Raw genomic sequence first — 15705 nt, forward strand, 5'->3', positions numbered from 1 at the left:
GTCCTACCGCGCCTCCTGGTCGTTGGCCGGGACCCGTGCGGCCCATATCGGCCGCTCGGTCCGCAGCTGGCCCATCCCGTTCTGCCGGGCCAGCCGCTCGCTCTGGCCCCGCAGCGCGATATGCAGCCCGTCCCACAGCGTGCCGTCGGTCCGGTCCCGCGGATCGGGATCGATCAGCACCACACCGATCACCGGAATGCGCTGGTCGGCGAGTTGCCGCGCCACGGTGTGCAGCCATGCGGCGCTGCCGTGCCCGGCCCGCACGACCAGCACGGTCTGGCCGCCGAGGTACTGCAGATCGGTCCACGCCGTACCGGGCGCCACCGAGCCGACGCCGAGCTTGCGCGCCTGGCGCGGTACGGTCGCGGCACGCTCGCCGCCGATCACCTCCGGATCTCCCGGCTTCCGGCGGCAGTTGGCGAGCTGCGGACCCGGCAGACCGTCGACGATGACCACCGGCCCGTCCGCCGCCAGTGCCCCGGCGAGGTCCACGGCGATCAGACTCGCAGTGCGCGCACAGCCCAGTTCCAGCAGCGACACCGTCTCCGTGGAGCCGCGTACGGTCCGGGCCAGGGTCGTGATGAGCCGCTCGTGTGTCGCCCGGGTCCGCCGGCGCTGCCACGGTCTGCCCGGCCTGCGGGACACCCGGCGCAGCTCCGCGATGACCGAGGCGCCCAGGTTCGCCGCGATCTCCCGGCGCAGCACGGGGCGGTCCGCCACCACCGCGCCGACCGCGGCCACCGCGAGCCCGAGGACCAGCCCGAGGACCAGCCCGATCACGGCGTTGGTGACCGCGGCCTTGGGCAGGGAGTGCCGCACCGCGTGCGGGGCGTCCACGATCTGTGTGCCGGCGACCAGCTTGGGCGTACCGATGCGCGCCTCCTCGGCGCGCTGGTCGAAGTCGGCGATCCGCGAGTTGAGTTCCGCCCGGCGGGCGTAGAGCGACTCGATGCTCGCCGACGCTTCCGGGCCGCTCTCCGGCGACCGGTCCCCGATCGCCTTGTTGACCTTGTCGAGCTCGTTCCGCATCCGGTCACGCTGGTCGAGCAGGGCCTTGGACTCGGCCTTCGCGGTCTCCCGCATCCGCTTCACATGGTCCGCGACGAACGTGTCGGCCAGTGCCTTGGCACGGGCCACCGCTTCCGCGTCGCTGTCACCCGTCACATCGATCTGCAGCAGGTTGTTGGTCAGACCGGTGCCCCGGTAGTCCTGCATGAAGTCTTCGGGGTTCCCGGGGGAGCCGAGGGCCTGCAGGGCCTTCCCGGCGATCCGTGTGGTCCCCAGCAGCTCGACATCGGTGCGGATCAGCGTTCCGGTGTCATTCGGCTGGTCCTCCTGATGCGCGACCAGCACCTTGGTCACCGCGGTCGGCGCCGGCGGCATCAGGACCGCCATCGCCGCGCCGACGAGCAGCCCCAGCAGCGCCATGGAGCACCACAGACGGCGGCGTCTGCGCACCGCCACCACCAGTGCCTGCAGATCCAGCAGCGGAGCGGCGGCCGGCGACTCCGGAGTCGTATGCGTGGTCACCCTGAACCTCCCGTCGCGCCGTCGCCCACCGCGAGTGCCGGAGCGGCGGTTCCCCGGCGGTGTCCGGCGGACCGCTTGGGACGGGCCCGGACCGTACCGGCGAGGACGATGCCGACGACCTCGTGCTTGGCGTCCGCACACGCCTCGGCGACACCGGAGAGCTCCCCCGCGGTCCAGCTCCCCGCGCTGACCACGACCAGGGCACCGGACTCCTCGCCACGGTCCGGCACCATCGGCTGGGACACCGAGACCCCCACCATCCGCAGCACGGGGAATCCCCCGCCCGAAGCGGCCGGGGAAGTGTCGCTCCCGGCCTCGGCGACGAGCTGCCCGGCGGCCCGGCGGGCGATCTCGTCGCCGTCCGGGACGACGACCAGCAGCCTTCGGGAGGTGGGCAGTTGGTCCCGGAGGCGGGTGCACACCCGCCGGTAGCGGATCTGCCGGCCGGCCTCGTCGCCGGAGGTCCGCGGGACCGGCAGATCCCACCGGACGTCGGTGCCCAGCAGCCGGCGGATCCGGTCCCGTGCGCCACGGCCTTCCGGCCGGTACGCGCGCCGATCACCGGGTACGTCGACGGTACCCAGCAGCGTCGAGCCCAGGGCCGCGGCGATCTCCGGTTCGGTGCGCAGCCGGCGGCCGGCCCGTGCGGCGGCGAGATGGCCGATGACCGCGAACACGAAGAACAACAGCGCTCCGCCGACGATGAGTTGGATCCTGGTCGGCGGCGCTTCGCCGTCCGGCGGGGCCGCCGGACCCATGACGACCAGGCTCGCCCTGTCGGCCGCCGGGTCGGCGTCGTCCAGCTTCTTCATGGCTTCCTGGAGCGTGGTGCGCAGCTTCTCGAGCTCGGTGCGGGCCTGCACACCCTCCACGGTCCGCCCCGGATCGGCGGCGTCGGCCAGCTCGGTGATGCGGCGGCTGGTCTTCACCACCATCTGCCGCAGTGCCTCGGGCCCGGTCGCCGCGTCGGCGTCGGTGTCATCGCCCACCAGCCGCGCGGCGAAGCTGACGAACTGCTGGACCACCTGGTCGGAGAGGCGCTGTGCGCGTTCCGGGGTCTCGGCCGTGCCCGAGATCTTGATGATGTTCCCCTCGGCGGCCCGGGCGCTCACCCGGTCCCGCAGCTCGCCGCCGCCGACCCCGCTCCAGCCGAGCGAGGCCGCCGCGCGGTCGAGCACCACCGAACTGGTCGCGATCTCCGCCTGGGTCAGCAGCTCGCGCTCCTCCCACGCCCCTGGCAGCAGTACCGACGCCGACGTGGTGTAGCGCGGCGGGAACAGCAAGGAGGTGCCGTAGCCGACGAGCGCGCCCAGCAGGGCGAGGATGGTGAGCAGCCGCCACCGCCGACGGATGATCCGCCCGATCGTGACCAGGCGTATTGCGTCCTCACTCAACTGCGCTGCCTCTTCCCTGAACGGTAGGGGCCGCAGGCGGCGGCGTAGGCGGCGAGCAGCGACGCCTGCGAGTTCCGCCAGGAGAGCTGACCGCCGATCCGCTCCTGGCCGATCTTGCCCATCCGGGCCCGCTTCTCCGGATCGTCGAGCAGCCCGGCGATGAGCCCGGCGAACTCGGCCTCGTCGTCGGCGGCCGCGTAAACGGCGGCCTCACCGGCCGAGACACGCGCCTCCTTCAGGTCGAACGAGACGATCGGCCGGCCCATCGCCATGTACTCCAGGACCTTGTTCATGGTCGACACGTCGTTGAGCGGATTGCGCGGGTCGGGGGAGAGACAGACATCCGCGGTCGACAGGTAGCGCACCAGGTCGGCGTCCGGAACACGCCCGGTGAACTGCACCTGCTCCGAGAGCCCGAGCCGCCGCGACAGCGCCACCATCGCGTCGAAGGCGTCGCCGGAGCCGACGAACACCGCGTGCCAGTCGGTCCGTCCGAGCTCGTCGCGCAGCTTCGCCAGGGCCCGCAAGGCGTAGTCGACTCCGTCCTGAGGGCCCATGACGCCGAGGTAGCACAGCAGATGGGGCTTGCCGCGCTTCAACTCCTCCTCAGGCGGCACCGGTTGGAACCGTTCGATCGCGGGTGCGCTGCGCACCACGAACACATCCTCCGGGCGCTTTCCGCCACGGCGCACCGCGACGTCCCGGTAGCTCTCGTTCGTGGCCAGCACGATGTCCGCGGCCCGGTAGGTCCGCCGCTCCAGCGCGCACACGGCGCGGTAGAGCAGGTCCTTGCCGCGGTCGAACCGGGACAGGTACAGCTCCGGCACCAGGTCGTGCTGGTCGAAGACGAACCGCGCGCCGCGCTGCCTGAGCCACCGTGCCGCCAGGAACAGCAGGTCGGGCGGGTTGCAGGCATGGACCACATGGACCGGGCCGACCTTGCGGGCCAGCCGGGCCGTATGCCACAGCGCCGATCCGTACTCCCGCAGGTAGCCGGCCGGTCCTCCGGTGGCCGCGCGCAGCGGGTAGCGGTGGATCCGCACCCCCTCGATCAACGCCTCCGGCTCCGTGTCCCGCTTCTCGCCCCGGGGACAGATGACGTGGACCTCCCAGCCCGCGTCGCGCAGCGTCGTGCACTCCTGCCACACCCGCCGGTCGAAGGGCACCGACAGGTTCTCCACCAGGATCAGCGCACGCCGGCCCGACCCGTCACCGCTGACTGCGTTACCAAGCAAGGCCCATGTACCCCGGTTCGGCCCGGCGCGCCTCGGCGTCGGGAAGGCGGATGAGATCGACGATGACCGGGCTCCCACCATGGGGCAGCGCCGACAGCACGGCCTGGTCCCTGGTCCCCACCAGGCACACCTCGGCGTGTTCGAGCACCTCGTCGACGGAGTCCGCGAGCAGGTGCCCGAGGTGCGGCAGCCGGGTCTCGATGTACTCGCGGTTCGCGCCGAGCAGCCGGGAGAGGCTCACATTGGCGTCGTAGATCCGCAGGTCGTACCCCTTGCCGAAGAGTCTCTCGGCCAGCTCGACGAGCGGGCTCTCACGGAGGTCATCGGTCCCGGGTTTGAACGACAGCCCGAACAGCCCCACCCGGCGCTTCCCGGTGCGCTCGACCAGCTCCACCGCGCGCTGCAGATGGTCGGCGTTGGAGGGCAGCACATGGGCGAGGATGGGCACCGAGACATCGGCCCGCCGCGCCGCGTGGACCAGGCTGCGTAAGTCCTTGGGCAGACAGGAGCCACCGAAGGCGAAACCGGGCCGCAGATAGGCGGGGCTGATGTTCAGCTTGCGGTCGGCCAGGAACACATCCATGACCTGGTGCGAGTCCACCCCGAGCGCCTGGCACACCGCGCCCAGTTCATTCGCGAAGCCGATCTTGAGGCCATGGAACGCGTTGTCCGCGTACTTGATGGCCTCGGCCGTCGGGATCGGCACCCGGAACACCTCGCCGGGCAGCTCCTCGTACAGCGCCGCCACCACATCGCCGCTGGCCGGGTCGAGCTCGCCGATGACGGTCTTGGGCGGGTCGAAGAAGTCCAGCACGCTCGTGCCCTCGCGCAGGAACTCCGGGTTGACCGCGACCCCGACGTCCACCCCGGCCGTACCACCGATGTGCTTCTCCAGGATCGGCACCAGCAGGTCCAGACAGGTGCCCGGGAGCATGGTGCTGCGGAAGACGAGGGTGTGCCGGCCCCCTTGTCCGGCCCGCTCGGCCAGCGCGGCGCCGATCTCCTCGGTGACCCGCTCCAAGTACGTGGTGCACAAGCTGCCGTTGGGCTCCGACGGTGTGCCCACGCACACCAGCGACACCTCGCTGCCCATGATGGCCTCGCGGACGTCGACGGTGGCGCGCAACGTCCCGGCCCGTACGACCTCGGCGGTGAGCTCGCCGATCCGCTCCTCGACCACCGGGGCCTTGCCGTCGTTGACCAGGTCGACCTTCACCTGGTTGACGTCCACCCCGATGACCTCGTGACCCATACTGGCCAGGCACGCGGCCGATACACAGCCCACGTAGCCGAGCCCGAAAACGCTGATCCTCATGACGCGTTCCTCCCCCACGGCAGACCCTTGTGGCCTGCGGTCCCCGCGTCGGCCGGACGACGGCCTCCGCGCATCAGTACGCCCCCTGTCCGTGGAGCACCGCACGAAGCGTCTTCCACAAGATCACTGTGTCCAGGGCGAGCGACCAGTCCTCCACGTACCGCAGGTCGAGGCGGACCGCCTCCTCCCACGGCAGGTCGCTGCGCCCGCTGATCTGCCACAGGCCGGTGAGCCCGGGTTTGACCAGCAGCCGCCGCCGGATGTCCGGGCCGTAGGCGGCGGATTCCTCCGGCAGCGGCGGCCGCGGGCCGACGAGCGACATCGATCCGGTGAGCACGTTGAAGAGCTGCGGGAGCTCGTCGAGCGAGTACCGGCGCAGCACCGCTCCCACCCGGGTCACCCGTGGATCCCGGCGGACCTTGAACAGCAGCCCCGCGCCCTCGTTGAGGTCGGCCAGTTCGCCACGTGCGTCGTGGGCCCCGGTGACCATGGTGCGGAACTTGAGAATGGTGAACTCGCGGCCGTCCTTGCCGACCCTGCGCTGGCGGTAGAACGCCCCGCCCCGGCTGTCCATCAGTACGAGCAGCCCGACGAGCACCATCAGCGGCGCGAACAGCATCAGCAGGACCGCCGCGCCGACCCGGTCGACGACCCCTTTGACCGCCCGGCGGCCCCCGGTGAAGGTGGGCATGCTGACCCGCAGCAGCGGGATCCCGAGCACCGCGTCGATATGCAGCCGCGGGCCGGCCACTTCCATCAGCACGGGGGCCACGACCATCTCGGCCTCGCTGCCCTCGAGATTCCAGGCGAGCCGTTGCAGCCGGTCCGGTGACCAGTGCGGATCCGGGGTGACCGCGACGACCCGGTAGCCGTTGCGGCGGACATGGCCCGCGACATCCGCCAGTCGGCCGACGACCGGCACACCGTCCAGCCGGTCACCGTCGGGCCCGAGACCGTCCGTCGTGCACACCGCGTCCACGCGCCAGCCGAGGTGCGGGAACTTACGGGTCCGGGTGATCAGGTCGTGCACGGTGGCCACGCTCCCGGCGGCGAGCACCGGTCGCAGACACTGGCCTTCCTTCCGCTGTTTATGCAGCCACAGGCGCAGCAGATACCGCGCGGTCATGGTGACGAGCGCGATCGCGGGGATCGCGACGAAGATCCAGAGCTTGATGTTGCGCGAGGTCAGGGCGATACCGCCGAGTGCCAGTACGACGGTCGCCGTGAACAGTGAGCGTCCGAGCCGGCGGAACTCCTCCGCGCCCTGGCCGAGTACGGCCGGAGCCCAGGACCGGCTCACCGCAAGCGCCCCCAGCACCAGCAGTTCGGTGCCGAACGCGAGGATTCCCCACTTCTCATGCCAGTTGGCCGCGTCCCGGGCCCCGAAGAAGTTGCCGATCGCCGCCACCACGATGGCGGTGGCCACGGTGTCGCTGGTGATCACGGTACGGCGGTACCGATGCTCCCAGTCGATCGCGGGCTGGCTGATTGCCCCGTCCGCCGGACGCCCGCGCGCCGGCGGAAACGGGCTGACTAATCCCCCTCGCCGCACAGAACCCCCCAGGTCCCCAGTGGTTCGACGTGTTCGCCTAACACTGTTCCTCCCCCCGGGAGGCCCCCGCCTCCCGACCGTTCCTCCCCTCGGGAGGCCCCCGCCCCCCGCGCACTGTTCCTCTCGCCGGGAGGCCCCCGCCTCCCGCGCACGACGTACCGGCTGATGCAGTGCTGATGTGAACAACCCACCCTGGCGGCAGCGGTGCGCATGCCCTGCCAGGCTCTCGAGGTACGCGGGAACCCGTCTCTGCCCCGGGTGCTCCCCACACCCGGGGCCCCCTCTCGGGCCCCAAGAACTGATCACCCCCACGCCGGGCGCGGAGGGTGCGATTGCTGTCTTGCCGTGGTGCCGGACGTACAGATCATTACTGGTCGCCTCGTGCCCGAACAGCTGAAGCACGGTCAATCTAGACCATCAGGGCCAGTATGAAGAGAGGATGTGTGTAATTTGTGGTCAAACATTGAAACTGCATTTTTTGATCGACGACCGCATGGCTTGAGTCCGGCTCGAGCGCCCGCCGCGCCCGGCCCCTCCCGGGCGCGACCAGGTCATGCTTCCTGGCCGGTGGCGGCGAGGACGATCTCGCGGATGGTGACGTTCCGCGGCTGCCGATAGGCGTAGCCGATCGCCTCCGCCACGGCCCGCGGGTCCAGGGCGCCGCCCGCGGACTCCTTCCACGCCTCGTAATCCGTCCGGATCTGCTCGTCGCTGGTGTGCGAGAGCAGCTCGGTCTCCACGGCGCCGGGGGCGATGGTCACCACACGGACACCCCGGGAGGCGACCTCCTCGCGCAGGTTCTCCGACATGCCATGGACGGCGAACTTGGTGCCCACGTAGGCGGTGTGGTTCGGGAAGGTCTTGCGGCCGGCGATGGAGCTGACGTTGATGATCGTGCCGTTGCCACGGGCGAGCATGCCGGGCAGGACCGCGCGGACGCCGTACAGCACGCCCTTGACGTTCAGGTCGATCATCCGGTCCCACTCCTCGGCGGGCTGGTCGGCGAGCCGGCCCAGGAGCATGGCCCCGGCGTTGTTGACGATGGCGTCGGCCGGTCCGAACCGTTCCTCGGCCTCCTGTACCGCCGCTTCGAGCGCGGTCCGGTCGGTGATGTCGACCTTGCGGCACAGGGTGTCGGGCAGGCCGAGTTCCCGCAGCTTCTCCAGCCGCCGGGCGAGGAGGAGCAGCGGGTGTCCCTCGGCGGAGAGGAGACGGGCGGTGGCCGCGCCGATACCGGAGCTGGCACCGGTGATGACGATCAGGGGCTTGGACATGGTGATCCCTCATAAGACGGGTGGAAGGGTGGGCCGTCTCCAGAACACCACCCGGCGAAGGGCGCCGGGTACCGGCAGCGGAGGGAGGGCCCACCGGGGGTCCGGCAGACCCCCCTTCGCCACCCGGTGGCGGCCGCACCCCGTCCTATCCTGGAACGATGAGCACGTCAGCGGGGCGCGAGCCCAACGGTGAGCTGCGCGACTTCCTGCGGTCGCGCAGGTCCCGGATCAGCCCGGCCGAGGCCGGTCTTGGCCCGGGCGAAACCGGGCGGCGCCGGGTGCCGGGGCTGCGCCGCGAAGAGGTGGCGCGAATGGCCGGAATCAGCGTCGACTACTACATACGCCTGGAGCGCGGACGCAATCCGAACGTCTCGGCGTCGGTGCTGGACGCCGTGGCGCGTGCGCTTCGCCTGGACCGGGCCGAGCGGGCCCATCTCTTCGATCTGGCCCGCCCGAAGCCGGGTCCGGCCCGCCGCCGCCCCGTGCCGCCGCAGCGGGTGCGCCCCGGGCTTCTGCGGCTCCTCGACTCCCTGACCGACACCCCTGCGATGATCATGGGGCACCGGCTGGACGTGCTCGCCGCCAACCCCCTCGCCAAGGCGCTGTACACCGACTTCGACGCACTGCCGCACCGTGACCGCAACCTCGCCCGGTTCCTCTTCCTCGACCCCGCCGCCCACGGTCTGATCGCCGACTGGCAGACCGCAGCCCGTGGCACGGTGGCGGCCCTGCGCCTGTACGCCGGGCGCCATCCGCACGACTCCCGGCTGACCGAGCTGGTGGGCGAGTTGTCCGTGCACGACGAGGACTTCCGCCGGTGGTGGGCCGACCACGATGTGTTCGCGTACACCCACGGCACCAAGCGCTACCGCCACCCCCTCGTCGGTGAACTGGCCCTGGAATACGAATCACTCACGCTGCCGGACGACCCGGACCAGGCCCTCTACCTCTACACCGCCGAACCCGGCAGTCCCTCCGCGCAGGCGTTGCGGCTGCTGGGGAGCTGGTCGGCGACGGACCTCAGCGCCGGGCGGATGCCATGACTTGTATCGTGGTGGTGTGGACTTCATGAGCACCCCGCACCGCTGCTTCCACTGATCGGGAGGCTATGAGGGCGTTGCCGGACGGCATCGCCCTCCTTGGCGTGCCTGCCGCATGATCCATCTTCCGGCGCTGCCCGTATCGAGCGGCCGACGCCGATCCGTTCCTCCGGGGACGGCCACCTTCTGAGCGCGCGCAGGCACGGTCCCTTCCTTTCACCGTTGCCAGGAGTGTCTTGTGCCCGTTCCGCTTCCCCCTGCCCTCGCATCGTTCCTCGATCTCCTGCGCTGTCCCATGTGCGGCGCCCCTCTCCACCCCGACCGCGGCGCCCTGCGCTGCCCGGCGGGCCACACCTTCGACATCTCCCGGCACGGCTATGTCAGCCTCCTGACGGGCACCCGCGCCACCAGCGGCGACGACGCGGCCATGGCCCGGGCCCGGGACCGGTTCCTGGCCACCGGCAGCTACGCGCCGATCCGCCGGACCGTGGCGGAACTGGCGGCCGGCACCGCGCCGGAGCGGAACGCCGTAGTGGATGTGGGATGCGGTACGGGCTACTACCTGGCCGGTGTCCTCGACCGGCTGCCCGACGCCCGCGGTCTGGGCCTGGACACCTCGGTGCGCGCCCTGCGCGCCACGGCCCGCGCCCATCCGCGGGCGGCTGCCGCGGCCTGGGACGTCTTCCGCCCCCTCCCGCTGGCCGACGGGATGGCCGATGTCGTGCTGGACGTGTTCGCCCCGCGCAACCCGTCCGGGTTCCACCGGGTGCTGCGCCCGGGCGGCCGGCTGGTCGTCGTACGCCCGACCGCGCGGCACCTGCGCGAACTGCGCGGCCGGGTGCCCGGGATGGTGGCGATCGACCCGACCAAGGAAGACCGTCTGCACACGGCGCTGGCCCCCTTCTTCGAGGCCGCGGATACCGAACGGGTCGAGTACGTCGCGCCGTTGACCGAGCTCGAGGCCCTCGACCTGGTGGGGATGACGCCGAGCGCACGCCATCTGAACGGTGCGGACCTGGCCGGGCGCGGTCTCCTGCCCGACCAGGTCACCGTCTCCGTTCTGGCCACCGCCTACCGGCCCCGCTGACGGCAAGGGGATGGGCCGGTGCCGGCCCATCCCCTCCCGCTCGTCGTTACTGGCGGGTGGTCAGCAGTGACCCGGGACCCACCCACTGGGAGCCCCTGGCCGGGCGCGAACCGATGACGTCGATGGTCCGGCCCGAGACCGAGATGTCGCTCACCGTGTACGGCGTGGTGCCGTCGGCGGGCAGTTTCATCGACACCCAGCGTCCGCCGGAGTAGCGGAGCGCGGTACTGGTGTCCCTCGTCTTCCGCTCCACGACGACCGGGCCGTCCTGACTCATCGCGGCGCTGACCAGCTCCCTGACCCCTGTCGGCAGGGGGACGTTGGTCCACTTCTTGCTCGTGCCGTCGTAGCGCAGCGCCAGCGCCTGCCGTGTGCCATCGGACGTCTGGGTCGTACCCACGGCCCACATCTGCCCGCCCGGCCCGCGGACGATGTCATTCAGCCTCGCGGACGTGCCACCGAGGCCAGGAACGGCGACCTTGTTCCAGCGCACGCCGTCGTAGTGCAACACCACCGGCTTCACGGGCGCTGCGAAGCCCGTGCCGCCCACGGCCCACACATCGTCAGCGGCGACCGCGGTGACGGTCTGCAGATACCACGGTGAGCCCGCGCCTCCCGCACCGACGTTCGGCAGCTTCTGTGCCTTCCAGCGGGTGCCGTCCCAGTGCTGGAGCGTTCCGGCGTAGATGCGGCGGCCTCCGGTGTGTACCTCGGTCCATCCCGCCGCCCAGGCATCGTCGGCGGCGCGAGTGTCGACGGAGGTGAACCCGGCACCCACGGTCTTGCGGGGCACCGGAGCGACGACGGACTTCCACGCCGTGCCGTTCCAGCGCTGTGTCACGATGCCGCCGACTCGTTCGGTGAAGTCACCGACCAGCATGCCGTTGCGCGCCGACGTGGCATCGACGTCATTGAACCGGAGGTCATCGCCCCGGGGTACGGGTGCCGTCTTCACCTGCTTCCAGCCGGGGCCCTTGCGTTCGTCGCGCTCCCACAGGGTGGGCACCATTTCGGCGTCGTCATTCCCCGGGGGGACGAACCGCGCCCCCGCCACCCATGTGGTCCGCGCGTCGGGCCGCGTGGAGGCCAGGAGCGTGGCGTCGCTCGGCGTCACCCTCGACTCGCTCCACCCGGCGGGCTGCGGTGAGGCCGCGAACGCCGGCATCGTGCTCGCCGCCAGCGTCAGCGCGGCACACGCCACCATCGCCCCGCGGATACCGCGGGTACTGATCAACTCTTTCACGTTGCTGTCTCTCCTCATCGACGTCAGCGGACGGCCCGTGGGGCGCTCCCTGCGAGGGGCCCGGAGCCGACCGCTCCGCCATTCCAGCGGCTGTACGGTTGTTCGGCAGCCCCCGTCCGAAGGACCGAACAATCGTGAATGCGCCGGTAGTCGGGCCGGCCCGGGGAGCGGGACAGCACGGTGGGGGACCGGGGGAGGGGGAACGGGTGGGGCGTCGTGAGAGGCCGGTGGACCCGAGCGCGGGTCCGGTTGAGCGCTTCGCCTACGAGCTGCGCAAGCTCCGTCAGGAGGCCGGTGGGCCGACCTACCGGGCGATGGCGCAGCGGGCGCGGTACTCGGTCACGACCCTGTCGCAGGCGGCGGCGGGCGAGCAGTTGCCCTCGCTGCCGGTGGCGCTGGCGTACGCCGAGGTCTGTGGCGGGGACCGGGCGGAGTGGGAGGAGCGCTGGCGGGAGGCGGCCGCGGAGGCGGCGGAGTCGGCGGCCGTGGAGCGGGCCGGGGACGACGGCGCCGACCCGCCTTATCGCGGCCTGGCCCGCTTCGAACCGGGCGACCACGAGCGCTTCTTCGGCCGCGACCGGCTGGCCGCCGATGTCGTGGAGCTGGTGCGGAGCCATCGGTTCACCGCCGTCTTCGGCCCCTCCGGAAGCGGCAAGTCCTCACTCCTGCGCGCGGGCCTGATCCCCGCCCTCCGGGACCCCGGGGCCGGCGGCGGTGCCCGGTCGGCGGCACCGCCGCCCGCCGTCATCCGGCTGCTGACCCCGGGCGAGCACCCGGCCCGCACCCACCGCGCGGCGCTGACGGCGAAAGCGGGAGACGGTGACACCTGGCTGATCGTCGATCAGTTCGAGGAAGTGTTCACGCTCTGTCAGGAAGCGGTGGAGCGCAGAGAGTTCATCAACGCGCTGCTCGCCGCATGCGATCCGGGGAGCCGGCTGCGCGTCGTCATCGCCGTACGGGCCGACTTCTTCGGCCACTGCGCCGCACACCGCGGGCTGACGGCCGCACTGCGCGATGCCACGCTGCTCGTCGGCCCGATGGGACCGGCCGAGCTGCGCGAGGCGATCGTGAAACCGGCCGCCGCGGCGGGCCTGATCGTGGAGCGGTCGCTGACCGCCCGGATCGTGGCCGAGGTCGCCGATGAACCGGGCGGTCTGCCGCTGATGTCCCACGCCCTGCTGGAGACCTGGCGGCGGCGGCGCGGACGGACGCTGACGGAGGAGGCGTACGAGTCCGTCGGCGGTGTCCACGGTGCGATCGCCGCTACGGCGGAGCGGGTCCACGGTGAACTGTCCACACCCCAGGCGGAGCTGGCCCGTCGGATCCTGCTGCGGCTGATCACCCCGGGCGAGGGGGCACAGGACACCAGGCGCCCGGTGGACCGGGCCGAGTTGGAGGGGGACGGCACACCGGAGGATGCGCCGGACGACACCTCGGTGGTGCTGGAACGTCTGGTCCGGGCCCGCCTGGTGACCGTCGACGACGGGGTGGTGGACCTCGCACACGAGGCGCTGATCACCGCCTGGCCGCGGCTGCGGGGCTGGATCGAGGAGGACCGCGGACGGCTGCGCGTCCACCGGAAGCTGACGGAGGCGGCGCGGGCGTGGCAGGGGCTGCGCCGGGATCCCGGCGCGCTGTACCGCGGGGCACGGTTGGCGGAGGCGGAGGAGGCGTTCGGCCCGGCCCGCGAACGAGCCGCCCTCACCTCCCTGGAGGGGGCGTTCCTCACCGCGAGCAGCGACGGGCGGCGGCGCGAGCGCCGCCGGGTCCGCGCCGTGGTCGGCACGCTGTCCCTGCTGCTCGTCCTGGCGATGGTGGCGGGAGTGGCGGCCTGGCAGCAGAACCGTGAGGGCGACCGGCGCCGTGCGGAGGCCACCTCCCGCCGCATCGCGTCGATCGCGGAGACCATGCGCTCCGCCGACCCGGTGACGGCACTGCGGCTGAGCGCCGCCGCGTGGCGGATCAGCCGTACCGACGAGGCGCGGGCGGCGCTGCTGGGGGCGGTGACGCAGCAGGAGCAGGACTCCTTCACCGTTCCCGGCGCGGTAGCCGAAGGGGAGCAGTACGTCAGCGAGGACGGGCGGACGCTGGTGCGGGTCGTGGCCGGCCGGGCACAGCGCTGGGATGTGGCCGGTCACCGCCGGACCGGCGAACTCCGGCTGCCCGGCGGGGAGCAGGCGGTGGACCTGTCCCCGGACGGGCGGCGGTTGCTGGTGGCGGCGGGTGACCGGTTGACCGTCCGTGACCTCGCCACCGGGAAGCCGGTCGGCCCGCGCCCCGCTCCCTCCACCGAGGATACGAACGCCCAGTACGCCCCGAGCGGGCGCACGGTGCTCCTGTCCGACCGCCACTCGGCCGGGATGTGGGATGTACGGCGCGGACGCTGGGTGTTCCGGCACGAGGGCAAGGACGTCTACGGGCCGTTGGCAAGCCCGGACGACCGGCTTATGACGCTGTGCGCGGGGCGTTCCCTGGAGCTCTGGGACACCGTCGCGCGGCGTCGGGTGCGCCCGCCCCGCGCGGCGGCGCTGTCGAGCGCCGTCTGCGGCACCACCAAGAGCCCGGGCAGCGGCACCGCGTGGGAGTTCGATCCGCGGGGCAGGAGGCTGGCGGTCGGTCGCGAAAAGCCGGTCATCTGGGACCTGAGGTCCGGGAAGACGGTGCGGATCCCGTACGAGGGCGACAAGCCGGAAGGCGTTCGCTTCAGCCGCGACGGGCGGTTCGTCTCCACGGTGGGCGACCAGAGGATCACACTGTGGCGGATCTCCGCGGACTCCGCCGAGGCGGTCTACTCGCACCGGCTGGTCGACCCGTACATCAGGGGCCACTGGCTCGATGCCGACCGGGGCGTGATCCGGTACCAGGAGGGGGCCGGCGACAGCACCGGTGCCGTGCGGACCCTGTTCCTGGGCGATGCCGTCACCTCCCCCCGGCGCGGGGAACCAGCCCAGAAGGCCGCGTTCAGTCCCGACGGCCGGATGGTCGTCACCGCCCGCCGCCACGGGGAGCGGATGCGGTTCGAGATACGGCCCACGGGCGGCGGCCGGGCGACCCCGCTGCCGTCGGTCGACTGCGGCACGGTCGACCGGACGCGGCGGAAGAGCGAACAGTGCTGGGCGTATCTGACGTTCAGTGGCGACGGGCGGACTCTGGCCTACGGGGTCGGCGCCCCGAAGGTGCGCGCCGGCTCGGACGGCACCAGGGGGCGCCCGGAGCGGATCACGGTGTGGGATCTGCGGAACCACCGCAAGCGCGCGGAGCTGGTGCTCGCGACGGGCGGCAAGGAGAAGGAGAGCGCCGACGCCATCGCGCTGAGCCCGGACGGCTCCTCCCTCTTCGTCCTTCGGCAGGACTCCGTGCTGGAGAAGTGGGACGCACGGCGCCGCACCGAGGTGGCGGAGCATACCGAGAAGGCCCGTGGCAGACTGTCCTGGTCGGTTCCTCCGGCCGGCGCCATGGCGGTGCGCCCCGACGGACGACGCCTGGCCACCACGCACGGGGTCGGCTTCACCCTGCCCTCGGCCCGCCAGGTCTCGGGTGTGGTCGAGCAGCACGACGCCCAAGCGCTCGCCTACAGTCCCGACGGTGAACGGCTCGCCCTGGGTGGCGACTCCGGCCGGGTGAACGTGTATGACGACGACGGGATGCGCGCCCTGGGCTCCCTCTCCGGAACGTACGCGGACCGGGCCCGGACGGGGGAGCCGGTGACCGCCCTCGCCTACGCGCACGACGGCGCGACCCTGGCCGTGGCGGGTGCGAACGGCACGGTACGGCTGTGGGACACCGCCTCGGGGCGCCCGCTGGGGACCACGTTCACCGGCGGCACCGACCCCGTTCTTGCAGTCGCGTTCGGCCCCGACGACCGGACCCTGTTCGTGACCGGGGCCCGAATCCCCCTCCGGGAGTATCCCGTCGACCCCGCCCGCGCCACCGAAGCAATCTGCGAACGCGCGGGCGGCGGTCTGTCCCGCGCCGACTGGTCCACGTACATCCCGGACGTCCCGTACCGCGACACCTGCTGAACCCGGCCGCGGG

Annotated in this window: 10 protein-coding genes; 3 read left to right on the forward strand and 7 right to left on the reverse strand. The window is 72.1% G+C overall.

The genetic code is table 11. The features are described 5' to 3' along the window. Positions 1–3 precede the first annotated feature (3 nt). The 6 genes from NMK44_RS32095 to NMK44_RS32120 all read right to left on the reverse strand — a co-directional run bounded on the left by NMK44_RS32095 (position 4) and on the right by NMK44_RS32120 (position 8300). Complete coding sequence (locus NMK44_RS32095) at positions 4–1530, reverse strand: Wzz/FepE/Etk N-terminal domain-containing protein (protein WP_254739360.1); 1527 nt, start codon at positions 1528–1530, stop codon at positions 4–6. Beyond that, positions 1527–2924, reverse strand: coding sequence for a Wzz/FepE/Etk N-terminal domain-containing protein (locus NMK44_RS32100; protein ID WP_254739358.1), 1398 nt, complete (start codon positions 2922–2924; stop codon positions 1527–1529). The genes NMK44_RS32095 and NMK44_RS32100 overlap by 4 nt, the downstream gene beginning before the upstream one ends. After that, a complete protein-coding gene (locus NMK44_RS32105; RefSeq protein WP_254739356.1) occupies positions 2921–4159 on the reverse strand; it encodes a glycosyltransferase family 4 protein in 1239 nt (412 codons plus the stop codon). The genes NMK44_RS32100 and NMK44_RS32105 overlap by 4 nt, the downstream gene beginning before the upstream one ends. After that, positions 4149–5474 carry a nucleotide sugar dehydrogenase gene (locus NMK44_RS32110; RefSeq protein ID WP_254739354.1) on the reverse strand — a complete coding sequence of 442 codons (1326 nt, stop codon included), beginning with the start codon at positions 5472–5474 and terminating at the stop codon, positions 4149–4151. The genes NMK44_RS32105 and NMK44_RS32110 overlap by 11 nt, the downstream gene beginning before the upstream one ends. Positions 5475–5547: 73 nt before the next feature. Beyond that, positions 5548–7026 carry a sugar transferase gene (locus NMK44_RS32115; RefSeq protein ID WP_254739352.1) on the reverse strand — a complete coding sequence of 493 codons (1479 nt, stop codon included), beginning with the start codon at positions 7024–7026 and terminating at the stop codon, positions 5548–5550. Positions 7027–7577: 551 nt separating this feature from the next. Continuing rightward, positions 7578–8300, reverse strand: a complete 723-nt coding sequence (locus tag NMK44_RS32120; RefSeq protein ID WP_254739350.1) for an SDR family oxidoreductase — start codon at positions 8298–8300, stop codon at positions 7578–7580. Positions 8301–8458: 158 nt separating this feature from the next. Here NMK44_RS32120 and NMK44_RS32125 point away from each other — a divergent pair, with 158 nt between their 5' ends. Both NMK44_RS32125 and NMK44_RS32130 read left to right on the forward strand, forming a co-directional pair. Beyond that, positions 8459–9343 (forward strand): helix-turn-helix transcriptional regulator, encoded by an 885-nt coding sequence (locus NMK44_RS32125; protein ID WP_254739348.1) that lies wholly within the window; start codon positions 8459–8461, stop codon positions 9341–9343. Positions 9344–9578: 235 nt separating this feature from the next. Next, positions 9579–10427: a putative RNA methyltransferase gene (locus NMK44_RS32130; RefSeq protein ID WP_254739346.1), complete on the forward strand. Its 849-nt coding sequence runs from the start codon at positions 9579–9581 to the stop codon at positions 10425–10427. Positions 10428–10473: 46 nt separating this feature from the next. On the opposite strand, the gene NMK44_RS32135 is transcribed toward NMK44_RS32130, so the two are convergent. Next, a complete protein-coding gene (locus tag NMK44_RS32135) occupies positions 10474–11670 on the reverse strand; it encodes a hypothetical protein (protein ID WP_254739345.1) in 1197 nt (398 codons plus the stop codon). 206 nt (positions 11671–11876) lie between these two features. On the opposite strand from NMK44_RS32135, the gene NMK44_RS32140 reads away from it, so the two are divergent. Beyond that, complete coding sequence (locus NMK44_RS32140) at positions 11877–15692, forward strand: nSTAND1 domain-containing NTPase (protein ID WP_254739343.1); 3816 nt, start codon at positions 11877–11879, stop codon at positions 15690–15692. Positions 15693–15705: the final 13 nt, after the last annotated feature.

The sequence above is a fragment of the Streptomyces cucumeris genome, from assembly GCF_024295805.1.
Lineage (GTDB): Bacteria > Actinomycetota > Actinomycetes > Streptomycetales > Streptomycetaceae > Streptomyces > Streptomyces cucumeris.